This window comes from Xanthomonas sp. NCPPB 3218 (assembly GCF_056725185.1).
In genome coordinates, this window is sequence record NZ_CM161516.1 from 1446229 (window position 1) to 1472535 (window position 26307).

The 26307-nt window shown below is 66.0% G+C and carries 19 protein-coding genes and 1 other RNA gene; 13 read left to right on the plus strand and 7 right to left on the minus strand.

Features of this window, described 5'->3' with window-relative positions; all coding sequences use genetic code 11:
* Positions 1 to 37: 37 nt before the first annotated feature.
* The 3 genes from AC1PLS_RS06300 (at position 38) to AC1PLS_RS06310 (ending at position 4354) form a co-directional block, all read left to right on the plus strand.
* Positions 38 to 1918, plus strand: a complete 1881-nt coding sequence (locus tag AC1PLS_RS06300; RefSeq protein ID WP_166771045.1) for a M61 family metallopeptidase — start codon at positions 38 to 40, stop codon at positions 1916 to 1918.
* Between the two features lie 356 nt (positions 1919 to 2274).
* Positions 2275 to 3666, plus strand: a complete 1392-nt coding sequence (radA, locus tag AC1PLS_RS06305; RefSeq protein WP_016901522.1) for a DNA repair protein RadA — start codon at positions 2275 to 2277, stop codon at positions 3664 to 3666.
* Positions 3667 to 3967: 301 nt separating this feature from the next.
* A complete protein-coding gene (locus tag AC1PLS_RS06310; RefSeq protein ID WP_016901521.1) occupies positions 3968 to 4354 on the plus strand; it encodes a DUF805 domain-containing protein in 387 nt (128 codons plus the stop codon).
* A gap of 403 nt (positions 4355 to 4757) precedes the next feature.
* Here AC1PLS_RS06310 and AC1PLS_RS06315 read toward each other — a convergent pair whose 3' ends face one another.
* Both AC1PLS_RS06315 and AC1PLS_RS06320 read right to left on the minus strand, forming a co-directional pair.
* Positions 4758 to 5543: a winged helix-turn-helix transcriptional regulator gene (locus AC1PLS_RS06315; RefSeq protein ID WP_481104288.1), complete on the minus strand. Its 786-nt coding sequence runs from the start codon at positions 5541 to 5543 to the stop codon at positions 4758 to 4760.
* Between the two features lie 516 nt (positions 5544 to 6059).
* On the minus strand, positions 6060 to 6356 hold the full coding sequence (locus AC1PLS_RS06320; RefSeq protein ID WP_146010813.1) for a hypothetical protein: 297 nt from the start codon (positions 6354 to 6356) through the stop codon (positions 6060 to 6062).
* Positions 6357 to 6452: 96 nt separating this feature from the next.
* Between AC1PLS_RS06320 and AC1PLS_RS06325 the strand changes: the two genes are divergently transcribed.
* The 3 genes from AC1PLS_RS06325 (at position 6453) to AC1PLS_RS06335 (ending at position 12247) form a co-directional block, all read left to right on the plus strand.
* On the plus strand, positions 6453 to 7808 hold the full coding sequence (locus tag AC1PLS_RS06325) for a helix-turn-helix transcriptional regulator (protein ID WP_184432914.1): 1356 nt from the start codon (positions 6453 to 6455) through the stop codon (positions 7806 to 7808).
* 221 nt (positions 7809 to 8029) lie between these two features.
* Positions 8030 to 9898, plus strand: coding sequence for an ATP-binding protein (locus tag AC1PLS_RS06330; RefSeq protein WP_184431807.1), 1869 nt, complete (start codon positions 8030 to 8032; stop codon positions 9896 to 9898).
* Positions 9899 to 9922: 24 nt separating this feature from the next.
* Positions 9923 to 12247: a tetratricopeptide repeat protein gene (locus AC1PLS_RS06335; RefSeq protein ID WP_481104289.1), complete on the plus strand. Its 2325-nt coding sequence runs from the start codon at positions 9923 to 9925 to the stop codon at positions 12245 to 12247.
* 977 nt (positions 12248 to 13224) lie between these two features.
* Here the strand turns inward: AC1PLS_RS06335 and AC1PLS_RS06340 are convergent.
* Positions 13225 to 14325: an NADH:flavin oxidoreductase/NADH oxidase gene (locus AC1PLS_RS06340; protein ID WP_039520011.1), complete on the minus strand. Its 1101-nt coding sequence runs from the start codon at positions 14323 to 14325 to the stop codon at positions 13225 to 13227.
* 544 nt (positions 14326 to 14869) lie between these two features.
* Here AC1PLS_RS06340 and AC1PLS_RS06345 point away from each other — a divergent pair.
* Genes AC1PLS_RS06345 through AC1PLS_RS06370 form a run of 6 tightly spaced genes read left to right on the plus strand, consistent with a single transcriptional unit; the run spans position 14870 to position 20289 of the window.
* Positions 14870 to 15712 (plus strand): STAS domain-containing protein, encoded by an 843-nt coding sequence (locus tag AC1PLS_RS06345; RefSeq protein WP_046342035.1) that lies wholly within the window; start codon positions 14870 to 14872, stop codon positions 15710 to 15712.
* A 1-nt stretch (position 15713) separates the two neighbouring features.
* Positions 15714 to 16076 carry an STAS domain-containing protein gene (locus AC1PLS_RS06350; RefSeq protein ID WP_104552896.1) on the plus strand — a complete coding sequence of 121 codons (363 nt, stop codon included), beginning with the start codon at positions 15714 to 15716 and terminating at the stop codon, positions 16074 to 16076.
* Positions 16073 to 16468, plus strand: coding sequence for an ATP-binding protein (locus AC1PLS_RS06355; RefSeq protein ID WP_016901512.1), 396 nt, complete (start codon positions 16073 to 16075; stop codon positions 16466 to 16468). Before AC1PLS_RS06350 ends, AC1PLS_RS06355 begins: the two co-directional genes overlap by 4 nt.
* A complete protein-coding gene (locus AC1PLS_RS06360; protein ID WP_184379801.1) occupies positions 16459 to 17469 on the plus strand; it encodes an ATP-binding protein in 1011 nt (336 codons plus the stop codon). Before AC1PLS_RS06355 ends, AC1PLS_RS06360 begins: the two co-directional genes overlap by 10 nt.
* Positions 17466 to 18341, plus strand: coding sequence for a sensor histidine kinase (locus AC1PLS_RS06365; protein ID WP_184379803.1), 876 nt, complete (start codon positions 17466 to 17468; stop codon positions 18339 to 18341). The genes AC1PLS_RS06360 and AC1PLS_RS06365 overlap by 4 nt, the downstream gene beginning before the upstream one ends.
* Positions 18331 to 20289, plus strand: coding sequence for a response regulator (locus AC1PLS_RS06370; protein ID WP_184379806.1), 1959 nt, complete (start codon positions 18331 to 18333; stop codon positions 20287 to 20289). The genes AC1PLS_RS06365 and AC1PLS_RS06370 overlap by 11 nt, the downstream gene beginning before the upstream one ends.
* A gap of 231 nt (positions 20290 to 20520) precedes the next feature.
* Here the strand turns inward: AC1PLS_RS06370 and AC1PLS_RS06375 are convergent, their stop codons facing one another.
* Both AC1PLS_RS06375 and AC1PLS_RS06380 read right to left on the minus strand, forming a co-directional pair.
* Positions 20521 to 22170, minus strand: coding sequence for a glycoside hydrolase family 43 protein (locus AC1PLS_RS06375; RefSeq protein ID WP_184380473.1), 1650 nt, complete (start codon positions 22168 to 22170; stop codon positions 20521 to 20523).
* Positions 22171 to 22419: 249 nt separating this feature from the next.
* A non-coding RNA gene (locus tag AC1PLS_RS06380) (sX9 sRNA) lies at positions 22420 to 22496 on the minus strand.
* Positions 22497 to 22604: 108 nt separating this feature from the next.
* On the opposite strand from AC1PLS_RS06380, the gene AC1PLS_RS06385 reads away from it, so the two are divergent.
* Entirely contained in the window at positions 22605 to 24974 is a 2370-nt protein-coding gene (locus tag AC1PLS_RS06385) for a TonB-dependent receptor (RefSeq protein WP_184379807.1), read from the plus strand.
* A gap of 157 nt (positions 24975 to 25131) precedes the next feature.
* Here AC1PLS_RS06385 and trxC read toward each other — a convergent pair whose 3' ends face one another.
* Together trxC and AC1PLS_RS06395 are read right to left on the minus strand one after the other, a co-directional pair.
* A complete protein-coding gene (gene trxC, locus AC1PLS_RS06390; protein WP_102256860.1) occupies positions 25132 to 25578 on the minus strand; it encodes a thioredoxin TrxC in 447 nt (148 codons plus the stop codon).
* 177 nt (positions 25579 to 25755) lie between these two features.
* Entirely contained in the window at positions 25756 to 26121 is a 366-nt protein-coding gene (locus tag AC1PLS_RS06395; RefSeq protein ID WP_046345870.1) for a DUF1428 domain-containing protein, read from the minus strand.
* Positions 26122 to 26307 lie beyond the last annotated feature (186 nt).

Here is a 26307-nt window from a genome sequence, read left to right on the forward strand (position 1 = left end):
CGTGGGCTTGCCTGTTCCAGGTCCCTGCGGAGTTGCGATGAAGATCCCCACCTTGTTGTCCGTGTCGTTGCTGGCGGCACTGTCGTTGCCTGCGGCCGCACAAACTGCCGCGCCGCAGGACGTGCCGTTCGACGGCACTTTGAAGATCGACGTCGATGCCACCGATCTGGCCCATCGCATCTTCAAGGTCAAAACCACCATGCCGGCCCGGCCGGGCCCGATGACGCTGCTGTATCCGCAGTGGATTCCCGGCAATCACTCGCCGACCGGGCCGATCGACAAGCTCGCCGGTCTGGTGATCAAGGTCGATGGCAAGGTGGTGCCGTGGAAGCGCGACCAGTTCGATGTGTATGCCTTCACCGTGGACGTGCCGCAGGGCGCCAGCGAGCTGGTGGCCGAGTTCAAGTTCCTCTCGCCGCAGGCCCCCAACCAGGGCCGGGTGATGATGACCCCGGAGATGCTCAACCTGCAGTGGAACACCACGGCGCTGTATCCGGCCGGCGTCTTCGCACGCAACATCAAGGCCCAGGCCAGCGTCACGCTGCCAGCCGGCTGGAGCTATGCCACGGCACTGGAGACCGACCGCCGGGTTGGCGACACGGTGACCTTCAAGCCGATCGACTTCGACGATCTGGTCGACTCGCCGATGTTCGCCGGCAAGTACTACAAGCGGGTGGAGCTGAGCGGCGGCAAGCAGCCGGTCTACCTCAACGTGTTCGCCGACGAAGCCAAGTCGCTGGAGGCCAAGCCCGAGCAGATCAAGGCGCATGCATCGCTGGTGCAGCAGATGGACAAGCTCTACGGCGCGCGGCATTTCGACCACTACGAATTCCTGCTGGCGCTGACCAAGAAGTTGGGCGGCATCGGCCTGGAGCACCATCGCTCCAGCGAAAACAGCGGCGTGCCGACCTACTTCACCGAGTGGGACAAGAGCTGGACCGGCCGCGACCTGCTCGCGCACGAGTTCAACCATTCCTGGAACGGCAAGTACCGCCGTGGCGCCGACCTGGCCACGCCCAATTTCAACGTGCCGATGGGTGACAGCCTGCTGTGGCTGTACGAAGGCCAGACCCAGTTCTGGGGCGAAGTGATGGCTGCGCGTTCGGGCCTGTGGACGCAGGATCAGGCGCGCGAGATGCTGGCCGGCGTGGCGGCGAACTACGAGCGTGGTCGCCCCGGCATGGCCTGGCGCACCGTGCAGGACACCACCAACGACCCGACCATGTCGATGCGCCGGCCCAAGGCCTACCGTAGCTATCAGATGGCCGAAGACTATTACTCCGGCGGCCAGATGATGTGGCTGGAAGTGGACAGCAAGCTGCGCGCGCTGACCAACAACAAGCGTTCCATCGACGATTTCGGCAAGGCCTTCTTCGGCATGAAGAACGGCGACTGGGACGTCAACCCGTACACCTTCGACGACATCGTCGCCACGCTCAATGGCATCGCCGCCTACGACTGGGCGAGCCTGTTGCGTAGCCGCATGGACGGGCATGGCTCCTTGAACGGCGGTATCGAAGCCAACGGCTGGAAGCTGGTCTATAACGAGGAGCCGAACCTGGCGACCAAGGCCGACGAGAGCGACGACAAGGACGCCAGCCTGACCTATTCGCTTGGCGTGTCCCTGAAGGCCTCTGGCGATATCAGCGATGTGCTGTGGGACGGCCCGGCCTTCAATGCCGGCCTGATCGCCGGCAACACCATCGTGGCGGTCAACGGCCGCGCCTTCAGCAGTGAGGTGATCAAGGACGCGATCAAGGCGGCCAAGGGCACCACCGCGCCGATCGAACTGCTGGTCAAGCGCCTGGACCGCTACGACACCGTGCGCATCGATTACCACGGCGGCCTGCTGTATCCGCATCTGGAACGCATCCCCGGCAAGCCGGATCGCCTGAGCGAGTTGTACAAGCCGCGCTGAGCGGCAGCCGCCCGCTCACAGCCGTTGAAGCGGGCAATGGCAAGACCTGGAGCTGCATGACCGGCTGCGATCGATCATGCGGCTCCAGACGCTGGTTCTGGTCGGTACCGATGCCGACCGAGCAGAAGACAGCGCGCCAGCCAAACGCTCGGCGCCATCGATGTCGGAGTGAAAACGCAGCAGCAGGAATGCGCGGTTGCATCCATTCCAGCGCCGCCGCAGCCTGGCCGATTCCCGATTCCCGATTCCCGATTCCCGATTCCCGACTCCCGACTCCCGACTCCCGAGCCAGCGTCGCGCATCCTGAGACCGACGCCGACTATCCTGTCGCTCCAGAAGCGATTGGTTAACTGACGATGGCGAAGGCGAAAACGGCCTATGTCTGCGGCGAGTGCGGCGCCGAATACAACAAGTGGCAGGGGCAATGCACCGAGTGCGGGGTCTGGAACACGCTCAGCGAGATCGTGCTCGAAAGCGCCACGCCCGGCGGCAAAGCCTCGCCTGCGGCATCGCGGCGTAGCGGCTGGGCCGGCAAGGCCGAGGCGCCCAAGATCACCGCGCTCAAGGACGTGCAGCAGTCAGAGCAGGCGCGCGTGTCCACCGGCATTGGCGAGTTCGATCGGGTGCTGGGCGGCGGCCTGGTCGAAGGTGCGGTGGTGCTGATCGGTGGCGATCCCGGCATCGGCAAGTCGACGCTGTTGCTGCAGGCGCTGGCGAGCATGGCCAGCACGCTGCCGGTGCTGTACGTCACCGGCGAGGAATCGCTGGCGCAGGTGGCCGGGCGCGCGGTGCGGCTGGATCTGCCGTTGGAGGGCCTGAACGCGCTGGCCGAAACCGGCATCGAAAACATCCTGCAGCATGCCAGCGTGGCGCGGCCGAAGCTGATCGTGGCCGACTCGGTGCAGACGCTGTGGACCGAATCGCTGACCGCAGCGCCGGGCTCGGTCAGCCAGGTACGCGAGAGCGCGGCGCGGCTGGTGCGCTATGCCAAGGAGACCGGCACCGCGGTGTTCCTGGTCGGCCATGTGACCAAGGAAGGCGGCATCGCCGGCCCGCGCGTGCTCGAGCATATGGTCGATGCGGTGCTGTACTTCGAAGGCGAGAGCGGCAGCCGGTTCCGGCTGTTGCGCGCGTTCAAGAACCGCTTCGGTGCGGTCAACGAGCTGGGCGTGTTCGCGATGGGCGAGAAGGGCCTCAAGGAGGTCTCCAATCCGTCGGCGATCTTCCTGTCCGGTGGCAGCACCCAGCAACCGGGCAGCTGCGTGATGGTCACCCGCGAAGGCACCCGGCCGCTGATGGTGGAGGTGCAGGCGCTGGTGGACGCCTCGCCGCTGTCCAATCCGCGGCGCGTGGCGGTGGGTTTGGAGCAGAACCGGCTGGCGATGCTGCTGGCGGTGCTGCACCGCCATGGCGGCATCGTGGTGGGCGACCAGGACGTGTTCGTCAATGTGGTCGGCGGCATCCGTGTGCAGGAAACCGCTGCCGACCTACCGGTGCTGCTGGCGGTGTTGTCCTCGCTGCGCGATCGGCCGCTGTCCGAGAAGACCATCGCCTTTGGCGAGGTGGGGCTGTCCGGCGAGATCCGGCCGGTGCCCAACGGCGAGGACCGTCTGAAAGAGGCCGCCACCCACGGCTTCAAGCGCGCGATCGTGCCCAAGGCCAACGCGCCCAAGACCACCAGCATCAAGGGCATGGAGATCGTTGCGGTGGAGCGGCTGAGCCAGGCGCTGGAAGCGGCCGCCGAGTGATGCCGGTGCGGTAGGGGGAGCGACTGTCGGCACAGGCGTCGCTCTGCACGCGATGAGCTGACCCCGCACCCCCATGTAGTGGGCGACATGGCCGCCTGCGCCATGCCGGAATGACATCAATGAAGTTTCGGGCTGGCTGTCGCCAGCTCCGGTGACCGTCCGTCGGCCAGCAGGTCGCGATCTGCCATTCGTCGATAAGAAAACGTTTTCAGCGCAGGGCGGCTATGGCAACATGCGCGGCCCGTTGCACTGTGCACCGGATCACGGACAGCGCTCACTGCGCGTTATCAGGAGAAACACGATGGAATGGATGTTGTTGCCACTCAAGCGCTACGCCGACTTCAATGGCCGCTCGCGCCGCAAGGAATATTGGATGTTCATGCTGCTGCAGGCGATCGTCCTGCTGGTGTTGGGCGGCCTGTTCGGCATCGCGGCTGCACTGATGGGCGGCGAGAACGGTCCTGGTGCACTGGCATGGCTGGTTGCTGCCGTCATGGGGATCGTGGTGCTGGCATTGATTGTGCCGAGCATTGCAGTGACCGTGCGTCGCTTGCACGACCAGGGCAAGTCGGGCTGGTTCTATCTGATCAGCCTGGTGCCTTATGTGGGCGGCTTCATCGTGCTGGTCTTCATGTGCCTGGAAGGTACGCCCGGCCCGAACGAGTACGGCGAGAATCCCAAGCAGTAAGCGGGTGCAAGGCCTGATCGAACAATGGCGCGGAGACTTCTCCGCGCCATTGTCGTTTCTGGAGATGTACGGTTGGCGCAGGCTGACCAACAACACGCGTGCGTTTGAGTGCCGGATTCGGCTCGATTGATGCGTTCTTCAACTGCCGGCAAAAACTTGGACGTCCTGCCAGGGTGTAGGAAGCAGTCGGCCGGCAATGCGCCAAGCTCTATTTGTATATTCAATACATTATTGAACTATTAACTGGGTGCGTTTCCACTCGACATGGAGCCGGCGAACAAGCTCTGCCAGTTAATGCCTGACCAGCTCAACGCACGGCAACGGCCGATTCACTGCCATGCAGGCGCCGGTAGCAGATAGCAAGCGCAAGTCGCCGCGCTTCGCTCTTGCAGGGCCGCATCGGTCAACAGGCCGCAGCATGATGGCCGGTGCTGGGGCTGACCACCTTGCCGGGCGTCGGTGCGTCCTTGTCCTGCAGGGCAAGTTCCAGCTTGTACCCATGCGAATACACGGTTCTGATGCGCACCACGCCGCTGTGATTGCACAGCTGCAGCTTCTTGCGCAGCTTGTAGATGTGTTGCTCCATCGTGCGGTCGGTGAACTCGGTGTGGCTACCCCACACCGCCTTGGCCAACTGGCAGCGGCGGAAACACACACCGGGGCTGGAAAACAGCAGCCAGGCGATCGAGAACTCGCGTGCGGTCAACACGATCGGCTTGCCGTGCAGGTATACGGTATTTTCGTCGCGGATCAGCTGGTAGGGGCCCACACTCAGCTGTTGGCTCTCGGGGCACGCCTCGGCCACCGGCGACAGCGCCAATGCTGCGCGCACATGCAGCTCGTGCGAATTGAAGGGTAGGGCGAGCACATCGTGTGCGCCGGCGCGGTACCAGGCCAGGATGTCGTGGGCACAGTCGAAACGCCCCAGCACGATCAGCGGCGTGGGATGGCCGCTGTGGCAGCGTTGCCAGGCCAGCAGCGAGCTGTCGTCCGACGCGACGCAGGTCGCATCGAAGATCAACAGCTCGTAAGGGGAATGCCGCAGCGAGCGCAGAAGTTCGAGTTCATCGGAAAACACCGCAAAACTCGGGGCCAGCGGTGCGAGGCTCGCGTTGACCTGCGATGCCAGACGCGCGTCCTGCGTCAACAGGAAAGCCGATCCGTGCTTGCCGGGAAGGTTGCCGTGCATCAGCCGGCCTTCCCATGTCTGCACACGTACCAGGCGTACGTCGGATGCCTGTTGCGGACAGCAGGCGTCAATACAAAACCCACATGTAGAGATAAGTGCATCGCCATCGCCTTCGGCTGCCAGGGGATCCGACCTGGGGTCGGACGAATGGTATGTACCATTGCCGAGCCAGAAAGTTTCACTGCTGCGTACTTTTCTTCGGCTTTGGGTAGGCCGGCTTTAACGTACGCTCATCTAGGCGTAAAGCAGCTCTTACATCCAGGGCATGCGTCGTCAGTAACTAACAAAATTCCGACATTGCGCAACGCGCAGTCGGTCGACGCGGCGAGACGACGGGCGCGGTCGCGGAATCCATTCCATTTCGCGTCCAGGTCTATACCACGGTATTGCGATTTGCATGTGCTTGCAGCGCACATGGAATATCTGAGCGATCCGCCGATGCAGCGCAACGGCGCGGCCATCGTTTGACGCGCATCTTTCATTTACTGAAGTACCGCGCATGCGGCCATTGCAACGTCATGCCGGGACATCAGTGAAGCCGACGCAAGGCATGGGATTTGGTTGGCCCTGCCAATCTTCTCCGGCTGCCGTCCTGTCTTCAATACGGTTTCGCATGGCGTGCAATGTCCTATGCACGACAGCGCCGGCGGTATGCAAAAAGTGCCCTTTATCTGCATGCCGCATAACTGGGTTGGCAGGAGACAGAGTGAGGTTTTTTGATTTTCTTAGTGCCTTGGAGTGAGAAATTCCATTGGATCCGCTGCATACAATCGGTTGCGCCAGCCAGACCGGCGCATTGTTGTTTTTGCTCATCCCCCTATGAGAGAGCCCGGCATGATCCTTTCAACCTACTTCGCGGCAATCTCTGCGTTGTCGTACGCAGACCGTCTTCCTACCTATACAAGCAGGATGCTGGTTGGTGCCTGGCCGCAAGGTCTGCAACATCTTCAACAACGCCGTGATGGCCAGGCCGCCGCGGATGGCGCCGACGATGAAGTCGGCCTGCTCGGCGCCAGCGGCGACGCCTTGTTGATCCTCGAATACCAGGAGGAGGCCGAAGATGCCTACCGCCACGCCTTGAAGGCGATGCGCGGGCACCAGCGCCAACTGCGGCTGCTGTCCTGCCGCAATACCGCCTGGTTGATGCTGAGCCAGCGCCGCCTGAGCGCTGCATTGAACTGCTTCGCACAGCTGGCGATGGACCGCGAGACGCCGGCCTGCCTGTGCGGGGAAAGTCTGCTGGGCAAGGCGCTGACCCACTTCCACCTGGGCCAGAGCACGCTGGCACTGCAGACGCTGGAGCGTGCCAACGACGTGCTGGCGGACCTGGACAGCGGCGCAACCGAGTGGCTGCGCGTCGCCACTGCGCTGCGCCTGGACATGATTGCGCAGTTGCGCATCCGGCGCGCCGACCGGATGAGCGACCACGTGTTCTGGCAGGCCACGCTGCGCCAGGAGGATGCTGCGCACGCGTTCGAGCCCAACGAGCTACGCGCCTGCATCGCCGACCTGGCCGAGAGCATGCCGGTGCTCGCACAGCGCATGCGCCACGTGCGCAATCTGCTGCGCATCGCCGGTGGCGACACCTTCGGTTTCGATGCGCAGATCGATGCGCTGCCGGCCGCCGCCACCGGTTGCCCGCCCTGCGCCCGGCAGGACGCGCAGGTGGAGCTGGCGCTTGCCGCATTGGCAGTGGGACGTGCCGATCTGGCAGAGCGCGCCCTGGCCGGCGCCGGCCGGCACCATGCGCCGCGCTGGAATCTGGAGTTCGAGTATTGCCAGGCCAAGATCAGCCAGGCGCTGGGCAAGACCGAGCAGGCACTGCTGCTGTACAACCGCTATGCGCTGGGTGCGGTGCAGTGCCTGCGCAGCGAGGTACAGGCGCCGCGGCTGCTGGAAAGCGGCACCCCGGCGCATGTCAGCGACGACATCTCCGCGCGGCTGCCGGCCAAGTACCGGCGCGCCTACGCCTACATGATCACCAATGCGCACCGCTCAGATCTGTCGATCAACGAGGTGGCCGCGCAGATCGGCGTCACCGGGCGCGCCCTGCAGCAGGCGTTCAAGTCCGCTACCGGGCTGTCGCCGACCCAGGTGTTGCGTCGTTACCGGATGCAGAGCATTCGCGACGAACTGCTGGCCGAAGGCGGCTGCGGCAGCGTGCTGCAGGCGGCCAGCCGCTGGGGCGTGGGCAGCCGCTCGGCGCTGGCCAAGGGCTATCGCCAGCACTTCAATGAGGCACCGATGGAAACCCTGCAGCGCTAGGCCGTTGCGCGCCACGGCCGGGCGTCGATGCAGGCCGTGGCGTGTCGTTTCCGAAGGCCGTGCTGCAGTGGCGACCGAACGGCGGGCCAGCCATTGGAAGCCGTGAGAGTGCGGCGCGCGTGCGTACGACGTGGCTTGCGGCTATCCTGTTCGGCTCGCACTGCCACCCAGGAAGGCGCGTCCGAGGATGGGCGTGGCCGCCAAGGAAACGACGAACGATCATGCAAGATCACACCTCCGAGGCGACGGACGCCTCCCAGATCCGCCGTGCAGGCGTCGATCTCAACGGACTGATGTCCGTCCTCAGCAAGCATCTGTATTCCACGCCGGTGGTCGCGCTGCGCGAGCTGGTGCAGAACGCGCACGACTCGATCCTGCGTCGCCGGCTGGAACAACCCGACTGGCAAGGCGAATCGCGCATCGAAGTGCATGCCGACGCTGCCCAGGGAATCGTGCGCATCATCGACACCGGCGCCGGGCTGACCCAGCAGGAGATCCACGATTACCTGGCCACGGTCGGCGTGGGGTATACGCGTGGCCTGCGTCAGGGCGGGCATGAGGACAGCGGCCTGATCGGCATGTTCGGGCTGGGCTTTCTGTCGGCCTTCGTGCTGGCGCGCCGCGTCACCGTGCGCACCACCTCCTACCAGAGCCCGACGCTGGGGCATTGCTATATCTCCAGCAATGCCGAGCAATACACGGTGAGCCCGATCCCGGCGCGTGCGCAGGTCGGGACGGAAGTGGTGCTGGAACTGCACCAGGACTATCTGTTGTTGGCCCAGGAAGCACGGCTGCGCGAGATCCTGTCGCGCTATTGCGCGCTGCTGCGCGAGCCGATCTGGATCGGCTCCGATACCCAGGCGATCAACCCCGAGCCGCCGCCGTGGCGCATGCACGATGCGGTGCCGTTGCATCCGGTGCAGGCCTGGCGGCGCCAACGCGAGTTTGCTGCGCGTTTCGAGCGTAACTTCGAACCCTTGTGCTGCATGCCGGTGCGCGCGGAGGAGGGCAGCGATGCGGTCGGCCTGCTGTGGGTGCAGGACGGAGCCACCTACGGCACCAGCGACAACCGCAATCTGTCGGTGTTCCTGCGCGGCATGCTGCTGGACGACAACGCACGCGAACTGCTGCCGCCGTGGGCGGGCTTTATCGGGGGCGTGATCGAATCCAACCGCTTGACGCCCACCGCCAGCCGCGAAGACCTGCAGCGCGATGCCACCTACGCGGCCGTGCAGCACGCGTTGTCCGAGGCGCTGGTGCAGGGCCTGGCCGATGTGGCGCGTCAGCAGCCGGAAGCCTGGCGGCGCATCCTGCTGCGGCACAACGAGGCATTGCTGGGCGCTGCCTTATGCGACGAGCGTCTGTTCGAGTTGCTGATGGAACACGTGCGGGTGCCGACCTCGCAGGGCGACCTGCCGGCGCAGCAGTTGCCGGCGCGTGGTGCGGTGCACGTGATCCTGGACAGCGACAGCGGTTTCGAAGAAATGCTGTTCCGCGCGATGGGCGTGCCGGTGGCCTACGGAAATCGCTATGCGGTGGTGCCGTTCCTGCGCCGCTGGACGCAGGCCAAGGGCGTGCGCCTGGTCGAGCTGGGCACCGAGCAGGGCAACCGGCAGCTGTTCCAGCTGGACACGCTGCCGGCCGACGAACTGGCCTGGCTGGAACAGCATCTGGGCGATGGCGAAGCGCTGGTGCCGGCGCGTTTCAGCCCCGAGGCATTGCCGTTGGTGGTGGTGCCCGACCGCGAGGCCGAACTGAAACGCCGCCTGGAGCAGGACGAGAACGACAAGCGGGTGTCCACCGCTGCGCTGCGGCTGGCCCGGCAGTTCACGGCGGGGATCGAAGCACGCCAGACCCAGCGGCTGTACCTGAATCTCGATAACCCGGCATTGCAGGCGCTGCTGGCGGCGCAACGCGCCGGCAATCCGCAGGCGGCGGTGGCGGCACGGCTGCTGCGCTCACTGAAGGTGATCGTGTCGGCGCAGGGGCGCACCCAGCCGCAGCCCGGTGCCAACGCATCGGGCGGATCGGATTTGAATCGGGCCTTCGGCGATCTTGCCGAGGCCGTGACCCAATTGCTGGCACGCTGAGCGCCGCATCGAAGGAGCAACACGATGGAAATCTGGAACTGGGTGGAGAAGCTGCAGGACGATCTGGGCGAAGCCGGGCAGCCGCAGAATGCGCAACTGCTGACGCGCCTGACCGACCATATCTGCGACCTGCAGATCGAACGTGCCGAAGCGCTGTTGCCCGAGGCGCGTGCGCTGGGCAAGACGCTGGCCAATCCGTGGCTGGAGGTGTTCGTCGGGCATTGGGAAATGCGCAACCGGGTCGGCAACCTGTGCGAGGGCGAGCGTGCGCTGAGCGATGCGGTGACGCTGTTCGAGCGTGCGCACCGCCCCGATGCGGTGGAGTGCCCGCAGTCGGTGTGCGTGACCCAGGATCTGGCCGCGTGCTACGCCAACATCGACGGTCCGGGCTGGGTGGAAGAGCGCATCGAGGTGTGCGAGGAAACGCTGGGCCGCATCGATCCGAGCTGGTCGTGCTACCAATGCCTGAGCTGCGAAAAAGCCGATGCCTTGCTCGACGACGGACGCGGCGAGGCGGCGCTGAGTTATCTGGACCAGCAATCGCAGACCATTGTTGCGCATGGCGGTCAGATCTACGACGGCGTGCCGGACATGCGCATCTCGATCCTGCTCTCGCTGGGCCGCGCGGAAGACGCGCTGGCACTGATCGAGCAGCGCGAGCGCGAGGCCGCGCGCGAAGGCGCGGAGTGGGCCAACTGCAGTCAGCCGCGGCGTTTGCAGAAAGCCCGCGCCTTGGCGATGTTGAATCGCGACGACGAAGCGCTGGAAGCGTTTCTGCCGTGGCGCGAGGTCGCGCCGCGCTACCGCCTGCACTGGTTGCGTGCGGTGGTGGTGCTGGTATCGCGCCAGCCCGAGCGCAATACCTGGGATCTGGGCAGCCGCCTGCAGGTGATGCTCGATCATTACGCGCAGGTCGGTGCGCATCGCATCCTGATCGAGGCGGCCGAGATGGCGATCGGGCTGGCCTTGCAGCGTGGCGCGGTGTGGACCGCACGCCGCCACCTGGCGCTTGCGCGTGCGCACGTGCCCAAGTTGCGCCAGGACCGGGGCGCCACGCAATTGCTGGACGGTCTGGCCGTGCGCATCGAAACCGCACCGGCCGGCGAGCCGGCGCCGGTACCCGCCGAGCAGTTGCTGGCATGGCTGGACGCGCAGGGCGAAGACGTGGCGCGTAACCCCGAGCGCGAGGCGCAGTGGTTGCTGCAGGCAGTGGCCGAGCGACCCGACGATGCCGAGTTGGTGGACACCACGGCGTCGGCATTGAGCGCGTGTGCGGCCGACGACGAGGCGATCGCGCTGCTGTGGTCATTCGTGCAGCGGCATGCCGATCGCGAAACCAGCCCGACCTTCCGTCTGATGAATCTGCTGCTGGGCCGTGGCGACGAGGCCGGCCTGCGCCGGCTGGCGCAGCTGTATCGCCCGCTGGTGCCGGTGGCGGCGCTGTGGTGCGAGGCGCAGCTGGCCCAGCGGCTGGCCGATTGGCCGGCGCTGGAGCAGGCCTGCACCGCGTTACTGGAACTGTCGCCCGGCTCGCACGGTGCGCGCGGCTTGCTGGGGCGCATGTATCTCAATACCGGCCGCTTCGCCGATGCCACCGAGGTGTATCGACAGCTGACCGAGTTGATGGAAGAACCGCGCTCCGCGCATTGGGATCACATGACTGCGGCCAGCGCGGCGCAGCAATGGGACGCAGTGCGCACCTCGGCGCTGGCGCTCGGCATGGAGCTGAGCAGCACCAGCGGCGTGGTCGAAGAAACCTGGGGTTGGGTGATCGTGCGCTGCGTGGATGACGGCGAGGCAGCCGAGTACTACGCGCGGCGCACCGGCCCGGTCACCGCGCGTATCGTCGAAAATGCACCGGCGCATAGGCGCCAGCATGTCGGCGACTGGGTGGTGTTCGATGCGGAGTTGTTGTATCCGCCGCCGGAGGACGAGGCCGAGCGCGAGCGCTTCGTGCCGACTTATGCGCAGGTGCATGTGCTGGAGGCGGGCGGTTACGGCAGCAGCTGGCTGGTGGATGGCGTGCATCCCGGCGAGCAGGCGATCGAGGCCTTGCGCGAGGACATCGAAGCGCGTGGCTGGAAACTGTGGCTGCATAGCCGCGACGACTATCGCGTGGTCGATCCGGAACACGCGGAGGCGTTCGACCCGGAAGATGCGAGCACGGGTCTGCCGGGCGTGCTGTTCACCGTGGCGCTGCCGGAAGCGGTGGCACCGCTGGAACTGCATCGCGTCCTGCTGGCCACAACCGCGCAGTGGGCGCACCCGATGTGCTGGCTGCGCCTGGCCGAGGCCTGCGATCAGGACCCGCGCCCGCATCTGGACGCAGTGGAGCGTTACGGGCTGTAGGCGGCGATCAAGCTCGTCGTGCAGCGGCTGCTGATGCGGTCGCTGCTGCCGCCGGGATTGGGGATTGGGCATTCGGGATTGGCATGCGTGGTTTGCGTGCCAACTGCTGGCATGTCGTCAGGAATGGTGGCGCTCGGAAGAACGTGCAGCCCATCTGGCTGTTCGCATTTATTTCAGCAACCGACAACAACCGGTGGTGCTTGCACGCGTGCCGGCGTGGGACCTTGAGCGGCATGGATGCCGCGCTGGAGCCTACATGGACGTACTTGCGGCGTGTTCCACGCCGGTACACGTGCAAGCGCTCGCAGTAGACCGAAGCATTCGCGTAGAACCGGTAAATGTCGTGCGTAAGATTGATCGGTGCGCGGAGTCGTTCGGCGGCGCGGCGCCGCATCCAGTGTCGGGATACGCCGTGAATCCATCCGTGGAGGCTCGGTGGCGACATCCATGTCGCCACCGAGCCTCCACCGGACGCGGCACCACGCTCTCAAGATTGCTACCGCTGATCGGCAAGCAATGCTTTCAAAGCACGTGTGGATGCCTGCGCAGTCCGTGGCCAATGCAAATCGGTAAGCCATCTATCCGCTGCCACATCGTCAGCGATGGCGACATGCCGAAGCACCTACGGCCCAACAGGCTCTCCGCATTTCTTTCCGCAACCGACAACAACCGGTGGTGCTTGTGCGCGTGCCGGCGTGGGACATTGAGCGGCATGGATGCCGCGCCAGAGCCTACAGGGACGTACTTGCGGCGTGTCCTACGCCGGTACGCGTGCAAGCGCCCTCGGCAGCATTCGCATGGAACCGGCAGAGGTCTTGCACAAGATTGCCAGGGCTGCGGAGTCGGTCGGCAGCGCGGCGCCGCATCCAGTGTCGGGACGCGCCGGGAATCCATCCCTGGAAACCCGGTGTAAGCGCCCGCAGCAGACCTAAGCATTCGCCTGTACGACTATCTCGCAGTGCATCGCAGCTGTCCGATCAGCTGCGCTTGCCGTAACGCTCCAGCCAGTGCGCGTACGAAGGCGGCAGTACCCAGGACGGGCGTTCTTCGCCCAGAGCCAGTGCGGCGTGATACGGCCAGTGTGGGTTGGCCAGGTGCGCGCGGCCGACCATCACCAGCTCCATCTGTCCGGCGGCGACGACGCGGTCGGCTTCCAGCGGATCGTCGATGTTCCAGGACGAGGCAACCGGCAGCTGCGCCTCGCGGCTGACCCGTTCGGCGTAAGGCGCCAGCAAGGCCGGTCCCCATGGAATCTGCGCAGTCGGGGTGCTGAAGCCAATGCTGACGTTGAGCAGATCCAGGCCGCCTTGCTTGAAGTTACGCGTCAGTGCGATGGCTTCCTGCAGGGTCTCTTCGTCGCGGCCATCGAATTCGATCACGCCAAAGCGTGCGGTAAGCGGCAGCTGTTCCGGCCAGACTGCACGCACGGCCTGCAGCGTTTCCAGCAGGAAGCGCGCGCGGTTGTCGGCCGTGCCGCCGTAGTGATCCTGGCGTTGATTGGCGTGTACCGAGAAGAAGCTCTGCGCCAGATAGCCATGGGCAAAATGCAGCTCCAGCCACTGGAAGCCGGCATCGCGCGCGCGCTGTGCGGCAGCGACAAAATCGCCGCGCACGCGGGCGATGTCGTCCAGCGTCATCTCACGCGGCACTTTGGGCAGGCCGCCGCCGAAGGCGATGGCCGAGGGCGAGATGGTGTCCCAGCCGCGCGGGTCGCCGTCGGCGATGTGGTCGTCGCCTTCCCACGGCAGGTTGGCACTGGCCTTGCGGCCGGCGTGGCCGATCTGGATGCCCGGCACGGCGCCGGCAGCGCTGATCGATGCCGCGATGCGCGCCAGTCCCTCGGCCTGGGCGTCGTTCCACAGGCCCAGGCACCCGGGGGTGATGCGTCCTTCCGGTGATACGCCGGTGGCTTCGACGATGACCAGGCCCGCACCGCCGCGCGCCATGCTGGCGTAGTGCACCTGATGCCACGCGTTGCTGAGGCCGTCGACGGCGGTGTACTGGCACATGGGCGGAACCGCGATGCGGTTGCGCAGCGTGACGTCCTTGAGTTGATACGGAGAGAACAGCGATGACATGGAGAGCGACCACCTGAGAAAAAGCAGGCTGCGATCAGACCACGCCCGGCTGCCGCGCAGACACCCTGCCGGTGGCACAGCGCGTTGCATGCGGTGCCGGTTGTGGACGAGCGGGCCAGCTGGCGCAGCGGGCGCGTCCGCTGCCATGAGATGCGCGGTTCCGATAGGTATGGTGCGGCGTCAGGCGCGTTCTGCCCGCAAAGCATGACCCCCGTTGCGCAGCGGTCGGCGGCTGCATGCACGGCCGAGCCTGCGGCGGACGCCAACCGGCTGCCGTCGCGCCTGCAATCGTCGCGCCCGTGGCAAGGGAACGGGACGGCAGTCATCGCATCTTTCCAGGCGTGGTCGCGCTCACGTTCACCGCGTGCGCCGCAATGTCAAACTCTGTCTGCACGTTCCACTGACCGCTACAGGTTCGTCGCTGGTTGCCGAAACTGAATTGCTTTATTCTGCTGCGCTTCGGCGTGGGGGCGCCGCGCCAGTCAGGGGGCGCCATCGCCCCGCATGCCCAGCCTTCTCTCTTCTACTCTCGGCGGGTGATCTCATGGTGGCATTGCAGCAGCGCTCGATCGATGCGATTCGTGGCCAGGAAACGGCGTTGTTGGCTGCATGGCTGAGCTCCAGCCTGGGCAGCGATGGACGTATTTCCCGGCAGGACGTCGAAACCCAGAGCGCGGACTTTTTGCATCTGCTGGTCGCTTCCCTGAAGGACGGCGGCAGCAGCCTGGATAGCGCCGACTGGAGCGAGGTGCGTCGTTTCCTGGAAAACCTCTCGCGCGACCGCGCCACCCGTGGCTTCGATTCGCAGGAAACCGCCAACTTCATCTTCTCGCTCAAGCGGGTGCTGTTTGCGCTGATGCAGCGCGAGTATGCCGATGCGCCGGAGGATCTGGGCCAGCAGCTGTGGGCGCTGTCCGAGCTGCTGGACCGTCTGGGCCTGTACACCGTCAAGGCGTTCCAGAAGACCCGCGAAGACATCATCGTGCGCCAGCAGGAAGAAATGCTGGAGCTGTCCACCCCGGTGGTCAAGCTGTGGGAGGGCGTGCTGGCACTGCCGATGATCGGCACGCTGGATTCGCAGCGCACCCAGGTGGTGATGGAGTCGCTGCTGCAGCGCATCGTCGATACCGGCTCGGAAATCGCCATCATCGACATCACCGGCGTGCCCACCGTGGACACGCTGGTCGCGCAGCACCTGCTCAAGACTGTCACCGCGATCCGCCTGATGGGCGCCGACGCCATCATCAGCGGGGTGCGCCCGCAGATCGCGCAGACGATCGTGCACCTGGGCCTGGACCTGCAGGGCATCGTCACCAAGGCCAACCTGTCCGACGCGCTGGCGCTGGCGCTCAAGCGCATCGGCGTGACCGTGGGCAAGGCGGGCTGACATGGAGCGCATCCCGATCCTGCGGATGGGCGACCTGCTGCTGGTCACCATCCAGGTGGACATGCACGACCAACTGGCGATGACGCTGCAGGAAGACCTGTCGGAAAAGATCAGCGCCACCTCCGCGCGCGGCGTGCTGATCGACATTTCCGCACTGGACATCGTCGACTCCTTCATCGGCCGCATGATCAGCACCATCTCCGGCTTGGCGGCAATCATGGATGCCAGGACCGTGGTGGTGGGCATGCAGCCGGCCGTGGCGATCACGCTGGTCGAGCTGGGCCTGACCCTGCCGTCGGTGCGCACCGCGCTCAATGTCGAACGCGGCATGCGCCTGTTGCAGCAACCCGATCACGCTTCATGACCACCGGTTCGCAACCGGTGCGCACCGAACAGGATGTGGTGCTGGCCCGGCAGACGGTACGCAAGCTGGTAGTGCAGTGCGGCCTGCGTCTGGTCGACCAGACCAAGCTGGTCACCGCAGCCAGCGAGCTGGCCCGCAACACCGTGATCTACGGCGGCGGCGGCGACATGGATTGGGCCCTGGTGGAAAGCGGCATCCGCAAGGGCGTGCAGCTGACCTTCCGCGACGAGGGCCCCGGCATTCCCGACCTGGATCTGGCGCTCACCGATGGCTGGACCTCCGGCAGCGGGCTGGGGCTGGGCCTGTCCGGCAGCCGTCGGCTGGTGGATGATTTCGTGCTGGACACCGCAGCCGGCAAGGGCACGCGGATCACCATCACCAAATGGAAGTGATGCTCGCCGGCGAGGTTACGCGCGCGTTTCGCGTCGACGAAACCAGCCAGGTCGGGCAGGCGCGCCGCGAGGCGGCGGTGCTGGCTCAGGCGCTGGGTTTCGATGAGGCCGCCTGCGGGCGCGTGGCGCTGGTGGCCACCGAGCTTGCCACCAACATGGTCAAGCATGGACGTGGCGGCGTGCTGCAGTTGTCCACGGTCGCCACCGCCCAGGGCATGGGCGTGGAGATCTGCGCCATCGACGGCGGCCCCGGGTTCGCACTCGTGGACGGCCTGCGCGATGGCTATTCCACCGCCGGGACGCCGGGCACCGGGCTGGGTGCGATCCAGCGCCAGGCGCAGGTGCTGGATGCGTATTCCGATGCCAAGGGTGCGGTGGTGATGGCACGGTTGTTTGCGCAGCAACGCGCCGAGCTGGACCTGCCGTACGGCGCCATCCGCCTGCCGCTGCACAACGAAACGGTGTGCGGCGATGCCTGGCATCTGGCGATCGGCGAGCAGCGGGCGACTGTCACCGTGATCGATGGCCTGGGCCACGGTCCGGGCGCCGCCGAAGCCGCCGACGCCGGCGCGCGCGCTGCAGCCACGGCCCGCGGCGAACCCGGCGAGCGCATCGCGCAGCTGCATGCCGGTATGTCCGGCACCCGCGGCGGCGCGGCCGCGGTGATGCAGTTCGACAGCAGCACCGGCCGGGTGCGCTTTGCCGGGGTGGGCAATATCGTCGCCTCGCTGTGCGATGGCGACGGCGTGCGTGGCATGCCGTCGCATCCGGGCATCGTCGGGGTGCAGTTCCGCAAGGCGCAGCCGTTCGATTTTGCGGATGCCGCCGGCAAGCTGCTGGTCATGCACAGCGATGGCCTGCAATCGCGCTGGAACCTGCGCGATCACCCGGGCCTGCTGTCGCGCCATCCGCGTCTGATTGCGGCGGTGCTGTTGCGCGATTACACGCGTGGCCGCGACGATTGCGGCGTATTTGTCATGCGGCTGGGAGGCCTGCAATGAATGCTTCCGGTGAGACACCGCCGCTCGATCCGCTGGCCGAACTGGATGCGCTGCGGCGGCAGAACCAGGCCCTGCGCGAAGAGCTGGAAGAGACCAACCAGGGTGTGCTGGCGCTGTATGCCGAGCTGGATCAGCAGGCCGAACAGCTGCGCGACGTGTCCGAGCTCAAGAGCCGCTTCCTGTCGTACATGAGCCACGAGTTCCGCACCCCGCTCAGCTCGATCCTGAGCATCACGCGGCTGCTGGAAGACGGCATGGACGGGCCGCTGACCGACGAACAGTCCAAGCAGGTGCGCTTTGTCAGTGCCTCGGCGCGCGAGCTCACCGAGATGGTCGACGACCTGCTGGATCTGGCCAAGATCGAGGCCGGGCGCATCACCATCTCGCCGGGCTGGTTCGATCTGATGGACCTGTTTGCGGCCTTGCGCGGCATGTTCCGCCCGCTCACCGATGCCGGCAGCACCACCTTGATCTTCGAAGACCCGCCGGTGCTGCCGATGCTCTATACCGACGACAAGAAGCTGGCGCAGATCCTGCGCAACTTCATTTCCAACGCACTCAAGTTCACCCCGCAAGGCCATGTGCGCGTATTCGCGCAGCTGGAAGGCGAGACCCATGTGCGCTTCGGCGTGCAGGACACCGGCATCGGCATTCCGGCCGAGCTTCACGACGCCTTGTTCGAGGATTTTGTACAGGTGGATTCGCCGTTGCAGAAACGCCTCACCGGCACCGGTCTGGGGCTGTCGATCTGCAAGCGGTTTGCCGAGTTGCTGGGCGGCACGGTGGGGATCAACAGCGTGGTCGGGCAGGGCTCGGAATTTTTCGTGGTGCTGCCGGTCACGCTGGCAGCGGAGGATGCACTTGGGCAGTAAGCCACACATTCTGGTCGTCGACGATAACGCGGTGACGCGTTATTCGGTGCGCCGCGTGCTCGAACACCACCAGTTCGTGGTCGACGAAGCCGGCACCGGCACCGACGGCCTGGCCAAACTGGCCGAGCAGGCATTCTCTGCGGTGGTGCTGGACGTCAATCTGCCGGACATGAGCGGCTTTGACATCGTGCGCACGCTGCGCGCCGAGCCGCGCACCGCGTTGCTGCCGGTGGTGCACGTGTCGGCCGCGTCGATCGCCACCGGCGACATGATCACCGGCCTGGAGGCCGGTGCCGACGCCTACCTGATTCACCCGGTCGACCCCAGCGTGCTGGTCGCCACGCTGCGCACCCTGCTGCGCGCGCGCCAGGCCGAAGACGCCTTGCGCATCAGCGAGGCACGCTTTCGCGAGATCTTCGAGCACATCAGTGCACCGATTGCGGTGGTCGATGCGAGCTTGCACACGCATGAGGCCAACGCGGCGTTCCAGCGCTTGATCGGTACCGTCACGCCCGGCGAGGCGCTTGCCGTGCCCGGCGTGGACCAGGCCGCCACCGTACAGGCGCTGACCAACGCACTGGCGCAACGCGAGCGCTGGAGCGGTGCCTTGTCGATCCTGCGCGAGGGCAAGGTGCGCGAAACCGAGTGGCGCGTGTCGCCGTATCGCGAACCGGATCTGGGCCTGCTGCTGGTCGAGGACGTCACCGAACAGCGCCTGCGCGAGCGTGAGCAGCGCCAGGAGCTGGATACCGCCACCACCGAGCTGGCCCACCAGATCGCCGAGCGCCAGCGCACCGAAATCCAGTTGCTGCAGGCGCAGAAGATGGAGGCGCTGGGCAAGCTCACCGGCGGCATCGCGCACGACTTCAACAATCTGCTGACCAGCATCATTTCCGGCCTGGACATGATCCAGCTGGCGGTCGAGTCCAACCGCATCGAGCGGGTGCCGCGGCTGGCCGAGATCGCCACCGGCTCGGCGCATCGCGCCGCCGCACTGACCCAGCGCATGCTCGCCTTCGCGCGCAAGCAATCGCTAGATGCGCAAGCCTTCGACATCAACACACGCGTGCGTTCGCTGGAAGACATGCTGCACCGCTCGATCGGCGAGAACATCGTGCTGGAGCTGGAGTTGGCCGACACGCCACTGGTGGCGGTGGCCGATGCCAACCAGCTCGAAAACGTGGTGCTCAACCTGGTGATCAACGCACGTGACGCCTTGAAGGGCCGGGGTACCATCCGCATCCAGAGCGCGGCCTACACCGCGCAAGGCGATCCGGAACTGGACGATGGCGATTACGTGGTGCTGAACGTGATCGACAATGGCAGCGGCATCGAACCGGCCATCCTCAATCAGGTCTTCGAGCCGTTCTTCACCACCAAGCCGATCGGCGAGGGCACCGGCCTGGGCTTGTCGATGACCTATGGCTTTGCGCGCCAGTCCGGCGGCACCGCACGCATCACCAGCACCGTGGGCCGCGGAACCACGGTGGCCTTGCTGCTGCCGCGCGGGCTCACTGCCAGCGCGGTGCCGCCGGCACCGGCACCGAGTTCGCCCCGTACACGCAGCGAGCGTATCTTGCTGGTGGACGACACCGATGTGGTGCGCATGATGGTGAGCGAGGTGCTCAGCGATGCCGGCTACCACGTGGTGGAAGCCGATGATGCCAACGGCGCGCTGGATCAGTTGCGTGCCGGGGTGGAGATCGATCTGGTGGTGTCCGACGTCGGCCTGCCCGGCATGAACGGGCGCGACATGGCCGACGTGGCGCGCGCGCTGCGGCCGGGCTTGCCGATCCTGTTCATCACCGGCTACGCCGAAAACGCCGCCACCCGCCAGGAATTCCTGGCCGACGGCATGGCGCTGCTGCCCAAGCCTTTCAGCCTCAACGATCTGCTCAACATGGTCGGGCAGATGCTCGATAGCAGCGTGATCGCCGCCCGCGCCTGACGCGGTTTACGCGCGTAGGCGCCAGCTGTCGGTGCCTGCCTGCCGCGCAACGATAACGATAGCGATGTGCCGCGACGCCTCAGGCGTTGCGCGCGTCCAAACCAGCGTCCAGCTGCGTGTGTTTCAGGTGTGCGCCGCCTGTGCCTGACACGCCGTGTTGCACGCACCTGGCTGCAGTGGATGCCTGTGCAGTGCGCCGGCAGCACCGGCGTGTCGTTGGCGTGCGTGCGCTCACTGCGCGTACGCGTACGGGCCGAACGTGGCACCCAGGAAACCGCCGGCGCTGTCGGTACTGAGCATGCGGGCATCGCCCTGTTCCAGCAGCGTCTGCCACTGGCCGCTGCCGACTGCGTAATCCACATGCACGCGTGCGCCATCCAGGGCGAAGCGCAGCGTGACCGGTTGGGTTGCATCGGCCAGCGGCGCGCGCGCCAGCACGGTGCCGCTGCCTGGCTCCTGCGTCCCGGCGCGGCGCGACAGCACCACCGACATGCCGGCATCCTCGCGCACCAGCAGTAAGGCCAGGTAATGCGTTTCCCTGGCGACGATCGCCAGCCCCGCCTGTTCGCCCGCTGCCAGCGTGCCGCCATCGACGGTCGCCGCCAGCGTGGCGTGGTGATGCTGCAGACGGTGGCCCAGATACGCCGGCTGCCCGCGGCCGATATCGCCCAGCGCCACGCTCGAGGGCGTGATGCGCAGACCCTGCGGGCCGGTGACATACCACGGCGCCGTTGGCGGATGGATGGTCATCCATTGCATCGGCACGCGCGCGTCCTGGAAATGCTCGCTCCACTGCATCGGCCCGCTGGTGGGTGCGTCCTGCGTGCCTGCCGGCAGCGGCGGGCGCGTGGCGACCGCAGGCACAGCCGTGCCGTGCGGCAGTATCACCGGCCAGCCGTCGCGCCATTGCACCGGCAGCAGGAAGGTTTCGCGACCCAGGGTGTAGTGGTTGCCTTGATACGGGCGGGTGGCCAGGAACACCGCCCACCAGGAGCCGTCCTGCAATTCGACCAATTGCGCGTGGCCGGCGGAGGTGATCGGCGCGCTGCGGCTGGGGTCCAGATCGCGCTGGGTCAGCACCGGATTGCCGCTCCAGGGCTGGTAGGGCCCGGCGATCTGGCGGCTGCGGTAGATCATCTGTGCATGCTGCTCGCCGGTGCCGCCCTCGGCTGCGGTCAGGTAGTAATAGCCATCGCGACGGAACAGGTGCGGGCCCTCGATATGCTCGGGGTTGCTGGCCGGCTGGAAGCCCGCATCCACCAGTACCTGGCGCGTGCCGACCAGTTTCATGCTGGCCAGATCCAGCCGCTGCAGCCAGATCGCGCGGTGCCCGTCGTAACGCAGCTTGCCGGCCGGCACATCGTTGTTGACCAGCCAGGCGCTGCCGTCGTCGTCGAAGAACAGCGATGGATCGATGCCCTTGGCATCCAGCCAGATCGGGTCCGACCAGGGCCCGGCCGGGTCCTTGGCGGTGATCAGGAAATTGCCGCCATCGCAGTAGAAACAGGTGTTGGCGATGTAGAAGGTGCCGTCGTGGTGGCTGATGCTGGCGGCGAACAGGCCGCGGGTGAGTTCGTCGTTGCCGTATTTGATCTGATCGGGGCGATCGATCGCGTTGCCGATCTGCGTCCAGTGCACCAGATCGCGACTCTTGAACACCGGCAGGCCGGGGAAATAGCCGAAGCTGGAATTGACCAGATAGAAGTCGTCGCCGACGCGGACCGCCGACGGGTCAGGATGGAAACCGGCCACGACCGGGTTGCGGTACTGCGCCGCGGTCGGTATCGGGCCGCCGTCATCGCCCTGGTAGTCGATCCGGCTGATCACCGCGCTGCCGGCCTGCGCCAGCTGACAACTCACTGCGGCCAGTACGCCCGCCATCCATCCAAGTCGTTTCAAGCTCTGTTCCTCTCCGCTGAGCGCGTCCGCATGGCGCCAGCATGACAGCACGCGGCCAGCGCAGGCATGCCGTTTCGAAATGCCTGGCGCGCGCCTCGGCATGGCTCTGCAACGGCGGCCATGTGCGCAACGGCACGCTTGCCATAGAGCTGCAACATTGCTGACATATCGTGCGCGCGGCGCCACCTTGCGTCGTCGGCCGGCATGCCCGGTGCCGACGGACGCTGGAGTGGCCAACAACACGTGGCGAGCAGGTGTCAGGTGGGTGCGGACGGTGGGGGAGGAACCGGCGTGTACGAGTGCGACGTGCCGATTCCAAGTACCGGCCGTGCCCGCCTGATCGCCGCGCAGTCATGTTGATCGCCACGTTTGCCTCCGTGTCACCCCTCGCGTCACCTACCCAAGGATCATCTCGCATGTCGTTGTACTCGTCTGTCTCCGCGTCCCTGACGTCCGCCACCACGCACGCACCCGCACGCCGTCGCGCCGCCTTGCAGCGCACGCCGCTGGCGCGTGCCTGCGCCGGCCTGCTGCTTGCCTCGCTGGCCGCCGCTGCCTCTGCGCAGCAGGCGCCGACGCGTGAGGGTGAGGGCAGCCCGACCGCGCTGGATACGGTCACCGTCACTGCCGAACACCGCGAGCAGAATCTGCAGGAAGTGCCGGTGTCGGTGGGCGTGGTGCAGGGCGCGGCGATGCGCGAGTTCACCGCCGGTGGCGACGACACGCTGCTGGCGCTGTCCGGCCGCGTGCCGGGCTTCTATGCCGAGACCACCACCGGGCGCATCTTCCCGCGCTTCTACATCCGTGGCCTGGGCAATATCGATTTCTACCTCGGCGCTTCGCAGCCGGTGTCCATCATCCAGGACGACGTGGTGCTGGAACACGTGGTGCTCAAGTCCAACCCGGTCTACGACGTGGACCAGGTCGAAGTGCTGCGCGGCCCGCAGGGCACCTTGTTCGGCCGCAACACCACCGCCGGCATCGTCAAGTTCGACACCATCAAACCCGGCGATACCTACACCGGCCGCGTCGATGCCAGCTACGGCAGCTACAACACCGTGTCGCTGGATGGCGGCTTCGGTGGGCCGATCAACGACGTGCTTTCGTTCCGCGTGTCGGCCCTGTACCAGCACCGCGACGACTGGGTGGACAACACCTTCGCCGGCAGCAGCGCCGACGGCACGCGTACCCCGCGCAAGGATGCAATGGGCGGCTACAACGACCGCAATGCGCGCCTGCAGTTGCTGCTCAAGCCCAACGACGCGTTCTCGCTGCTGGGCTCGGTGCATACGCGCGACTACGACGGCACCTCCACGTTGTTCCTGCGCAATGCGGTCACGCGCGGCAGCGACAAGGTCGACGTGCCGCGCGATCGCGTGGCCTACGACGAGGCGCACGACAACCCGCAGGCGTATCAGACCGACGGCGGCTCGATCAAGGCGATCTACGATTTCGGCGGCGTGTCGCTGACCTCCATCACCGCTTACGAGACCACCTCCGGCTATAGCCGTGGCGACACCGATGGCGGCGCAGCGGCGAACTACCCGGTCAACGGCGTGCCGAACGGCTTCGGCCAGTCGATGGGGCAGATCCGCGACCTGCACCAGTACACCCAGGAACTGCGTCTGGCCAGCGAAGGCGACGACGCTCTGCAATGGCAGGTGGGCGCGTTCTACTTCGACGGGCGCGACACCACCGATTTCTATCAGCGGGCGTATTTCCTGCAGACCGCCGCGCGCAACCCCAACAACTGGGTGCGCCTGCGCAACACCAATACCTCCTGGGCCGGCTTCGGGCAGCTCAGCTACAAGGCCACCGACGCGCTCACCCTGACTGCCGGTCTGCGCCAGACCAAGGACAGCAAGGAAACCCGCCTGCTCAAGACCGCCGATACCGCCGCCGGTGCGGTGACCTATCGCGGCCGTCGCGACGTGCGCATGTCCGACACCCAGCCCAGCTGGGATCTCAGCGCGATGTATGAGGTCAATCCCGAGCTGAGCGTCTATGCGCGCGTGGCACGCGGTTTCCGCGGCCCGACCATCCAGGGCCGCAGCGCGGTGTTCAATTCGGATTTCACCACCGCCGATTCGGAAACCATCCTGTCGTGGGAAGCCGGCATCAAGAGCAGCCTGTTCGACAACCGCCTGCGTCTGAACGTCAGCGGCTTCACCTATACGGTGGACGACATCCAGCTCAACGGCAACGACTCGGACGGTAACGGCGTGCTGTTCAATGCCGACAAGGCCAAGGCCTACGGCCTGGAGGCGGATCTGGACTGGCGCCCGATCTCCAACCTGTCGCTGACCGCCGGCCTGAGCCTGTTGCATAGCGAAATCCACGACGATCGCGTCTACGCGCAGGCCTGTGCGCTCAACGGCGTGGTGGTGTGCACGGTCAACGACCCGACCATCCGCGTCGGTGCCAACACCTTTGCGCAGATCGACGGCAACCCGCTGCCCAACGCGCCTAAGTACAACCTCAACCTGGCCGCGCGCTACGACATTCCGGTGGGCAACGATGGCGCCTTCTTCGTCTCCACCGACTGGAACAAGCAGGGCGAAACCAGCTTCGTGCTGTACGACTCCACCGAGTTCCGCGCCAACGGCAATTTCGAAGGCGGCCTCAAGCTCGGTTACACCGGCGGCTATGGCGCGTGGGAGGTGGCGGCGTTTGCGCGCAACATCACCAACGAGAAGAACGTCAAGGGCGTGATCGAAAACTACATGGCGGCGGTGTACAACGAGCCGCGCGTGGTGGGCGTGTCGGTCAACGTCAACTGGCAGTAAGAGCGACTGAAAAGTCGCCAGCGGCTGCACAGTGCTCTGGTCAGCCGCTCCCGGTGCTTGATCGATCGACTGCATCACTGCGCGTGTGCCGCAGTGATGCCGATCGTAGAACGTAGAACAGACCCGCTGCGTGCATCATGCAGCGGGTTTTTTTGTATCAACGGCTGCGCAACACCGACTGCACCCAGCTGACGATCTGCGCGCTGCTCACCGCGCCGGAGTGACGGCCCAGCTCACTGCCGCCGCGGATGACCAGCAAGGTCGGGATGCTGCGGATGCCGAAGCGCGTGCCAAGCGCCGGATGCAGATCGGTATCGACCTTCGCCAGCCGGACCTGCGGTTCGAGCAGTGCCGCGGCTGCGGCAAACTGCGGCGCCATGCTCAGGCACGGCCCGCACCACGGCGCCCAGAAATCCACCACCAACGGCAGCGCGCTGCGCACCGCATGCTTGTCGAAATCGGCCTCCGACAGCGCCACCGGCGTGCCCAGGAACAAGGGCTTGTGGCAACTACCGCAGTTGGGTGCATCGCGCAGACGCGCAGCTGCGACACGGTTCATCGCAGCGCAGCTCGGGCAGGCGACTAAAAGCGGTGCGTCGGTCATGCGGTGGTCTCCGGTGGCAGGCAATGCAGTCGCTGCGCCCGCGCATCGTGGGCGGCGAGCGCGGCTGCATGCGGCCAGTGTAACTGCCATTGTCTAAGGCCCGGTGCCGTCGGCCACTGCCGCAACACCGGGTGTGCGGCGCTCATGCCACAAGCTGGCGCACGCGCGCTGCAGTGCTCAGCCCGATTGTCCCAGGCTCAGGATCGGAACAAAGCCGCCGTAGATCAGTCGCTTGCCATCGAACGGCATCGGGTTGACCGACGGGTCCATGCGCGGGTCGTCCATCATCTTGCGCATGCCCGCATCGCGGGTCGCCTTGTCCGGCCATTCGATCCACGAAAACACCACGGTTTCGTCCTCGCCGGCAGCGACCGCGCGGTGGAAGTCGGTCAGTTGTCCATGCTGGACGTCATCGCCCCAGCACTCCACCACGCGCAGCGCGCCGTATTCGATGATGATGGCATCGCCCATGCGGGCATGTTCCAGAAACGCGGCCTTGTTGGCCGTGGGTACCGCGAGTGCAAATCCATCCACATACGACATGACCACCTCCTCGGACATGGCGCACGGCGTGCGCCGGATGATGACGACAGATGCTGGTGCGATCGAAACAGGCTGCAACGCTGCGTCGGGACGGGGCGTGGAGTACGAGCATACGGCGCATCCGTCATGCGGGCACTGGTCGCGCCCGCATGACGATGCAAACCGCTTTCGTGCCGGCTTCCGTTG

What these genes read in the sequence shown, in the direction of transcription:
- AC1PLS_RS06300 (WP_166771045.1), top strand. Translation starts at nt 38, where the DNA reads ATGAAGATCCCCACCTTGTTGTCCGTGTCGTTGCTGGCGGCACTGTCG.
- radA (WP_016901522.1), top strand. Translation starts at nt 2,275, where the DNA reads ATGGCGAAGGCGAAAACGGCCTATGTCTGCGGCGAGTGCGGCGCCGAA.
- AC1PLS_RS06310 (WP_016901521.1), top strand. Translation starts at nt 3,968, where the DNA reads ATGGAATGGATGTTGTTGCCACTCAAGCGCTACGCCGACTTCAATGGC.
- AC1PLS_RS06315 (WP_481104288.1), bottom strand. Translation starts at nt 5,543, where the DNA reads ATGCACGGCAACCTTCCCGGCAAGCACGGATCGGCTTTCCTGTTGACG.
- AC1PLS_RS06320 (WP_146010813.1), bottom strand. Translation starts at nt 6,356, where the DNA reads ATGAGCAAAAACAACAATGCGCCGGTCTGGCTGGCGCAACCGATTGTA.
- AC1PLS_RS06325 (WP_184432914.1), top strand. Translation starts at nt 6,453, where the DNA reads ATGCTGGTTGGTGCCTGGCCGCAAGGTCTGCAACATCTTCAACAACGC.
- AC1PLS_RS06330 (WP_184431807.1), top strand. Translation starts at nt 8,030, where the DNA reads ATGCAAGATCACACCTCCGAGGCGACGGACGCCTCCCAGATCCGCCGT.
- AC1PLS_RS06335 (WP_481104289.1), top strand. Translation starts at nt 9,923, where the DNA reads ATGGAAATCTGGAACTGGGTGGAGAAGCTGCAGGACGATCTGGGCGAA.
- AC1PLS_RS06340 (WP_039520011.1), bottom strand. Translation starts at nt 14,325, where the DNA reads ATGTCATCGCTGTTCTCTCCGTATCAACTCAAGGACGTCACGCTGCGC.
- AC1PLS_RS06345 (WP_046342035.1), top strand. Translation starts at nt 14,870, where the DNA reads ATGGTGGCATTGCAGCAGCGCTCGATCGATGCGATTCGTGGCCAGGAA.
- AC1PLS_RS06350 (WP_104552896.1), top strand. Translation starts at nt 15,714, where the DNA reads ATGGAGCGCATCCCGATCCTGCGGATGGGCGACCTGCTGCTGGTCACC.
- AC1PLS_RS06355 (WP_016901512.1), top strand. Translation starts at nt 16,073, where the DNA reads ATGACCACCGGTTCGCAACCGGTGCGCACCGAACAGGATGTGGTGCTG.
- AC1PLS_RS06360 (WP_184379801.1), top strand. Translation starts at nt 16,459, where the DNA reads ATGGAAGTGATGCTCGCCGGCGAGGTTACGCGCGCGTTTCGCGTCGAC.
- AC1PLS_RS06365 (WP_184379803.1), top strand. Translation starts at nt 17,466, where the DNA reads ATGAATGCTTCCGGTGAGACACCGCCGCTCGATCCGCTGGCCGAACTG.
- AC1PLS_RS06375 (WP_184380473.1), bottom strand. Translation starts at nt 22,170, where the DNA reads ATGGCGGGCGTACTGGCCGCAGTGAGTTGTCAGCTGGCGCAGGCCGGC.
- AC1PLS_RS06385 (WP_184379807.1), top strand. Translation starts at nt 22,605, where the DNA reads ATGTCGTTGTACTCGTCTGTCTCCGCGTCCCTGACGTCCGCCACCACG.
- trxC (WP_102256860.1), bottom strand. Translation starts at nt 25,578, where the DNA reads ATGACCGACGCACCGCTTTTAGTCGCCTGCCCGAGCTGCGCTGCGATG.
- AC1PLS_RS06395 (WP_046345870.1), bottom strand. Translation starts at nt 26,121, where the DNA reads ATGTCGTATGTGGATGGATTTGCACTCGCGGTACCCACGGCCAACAAG.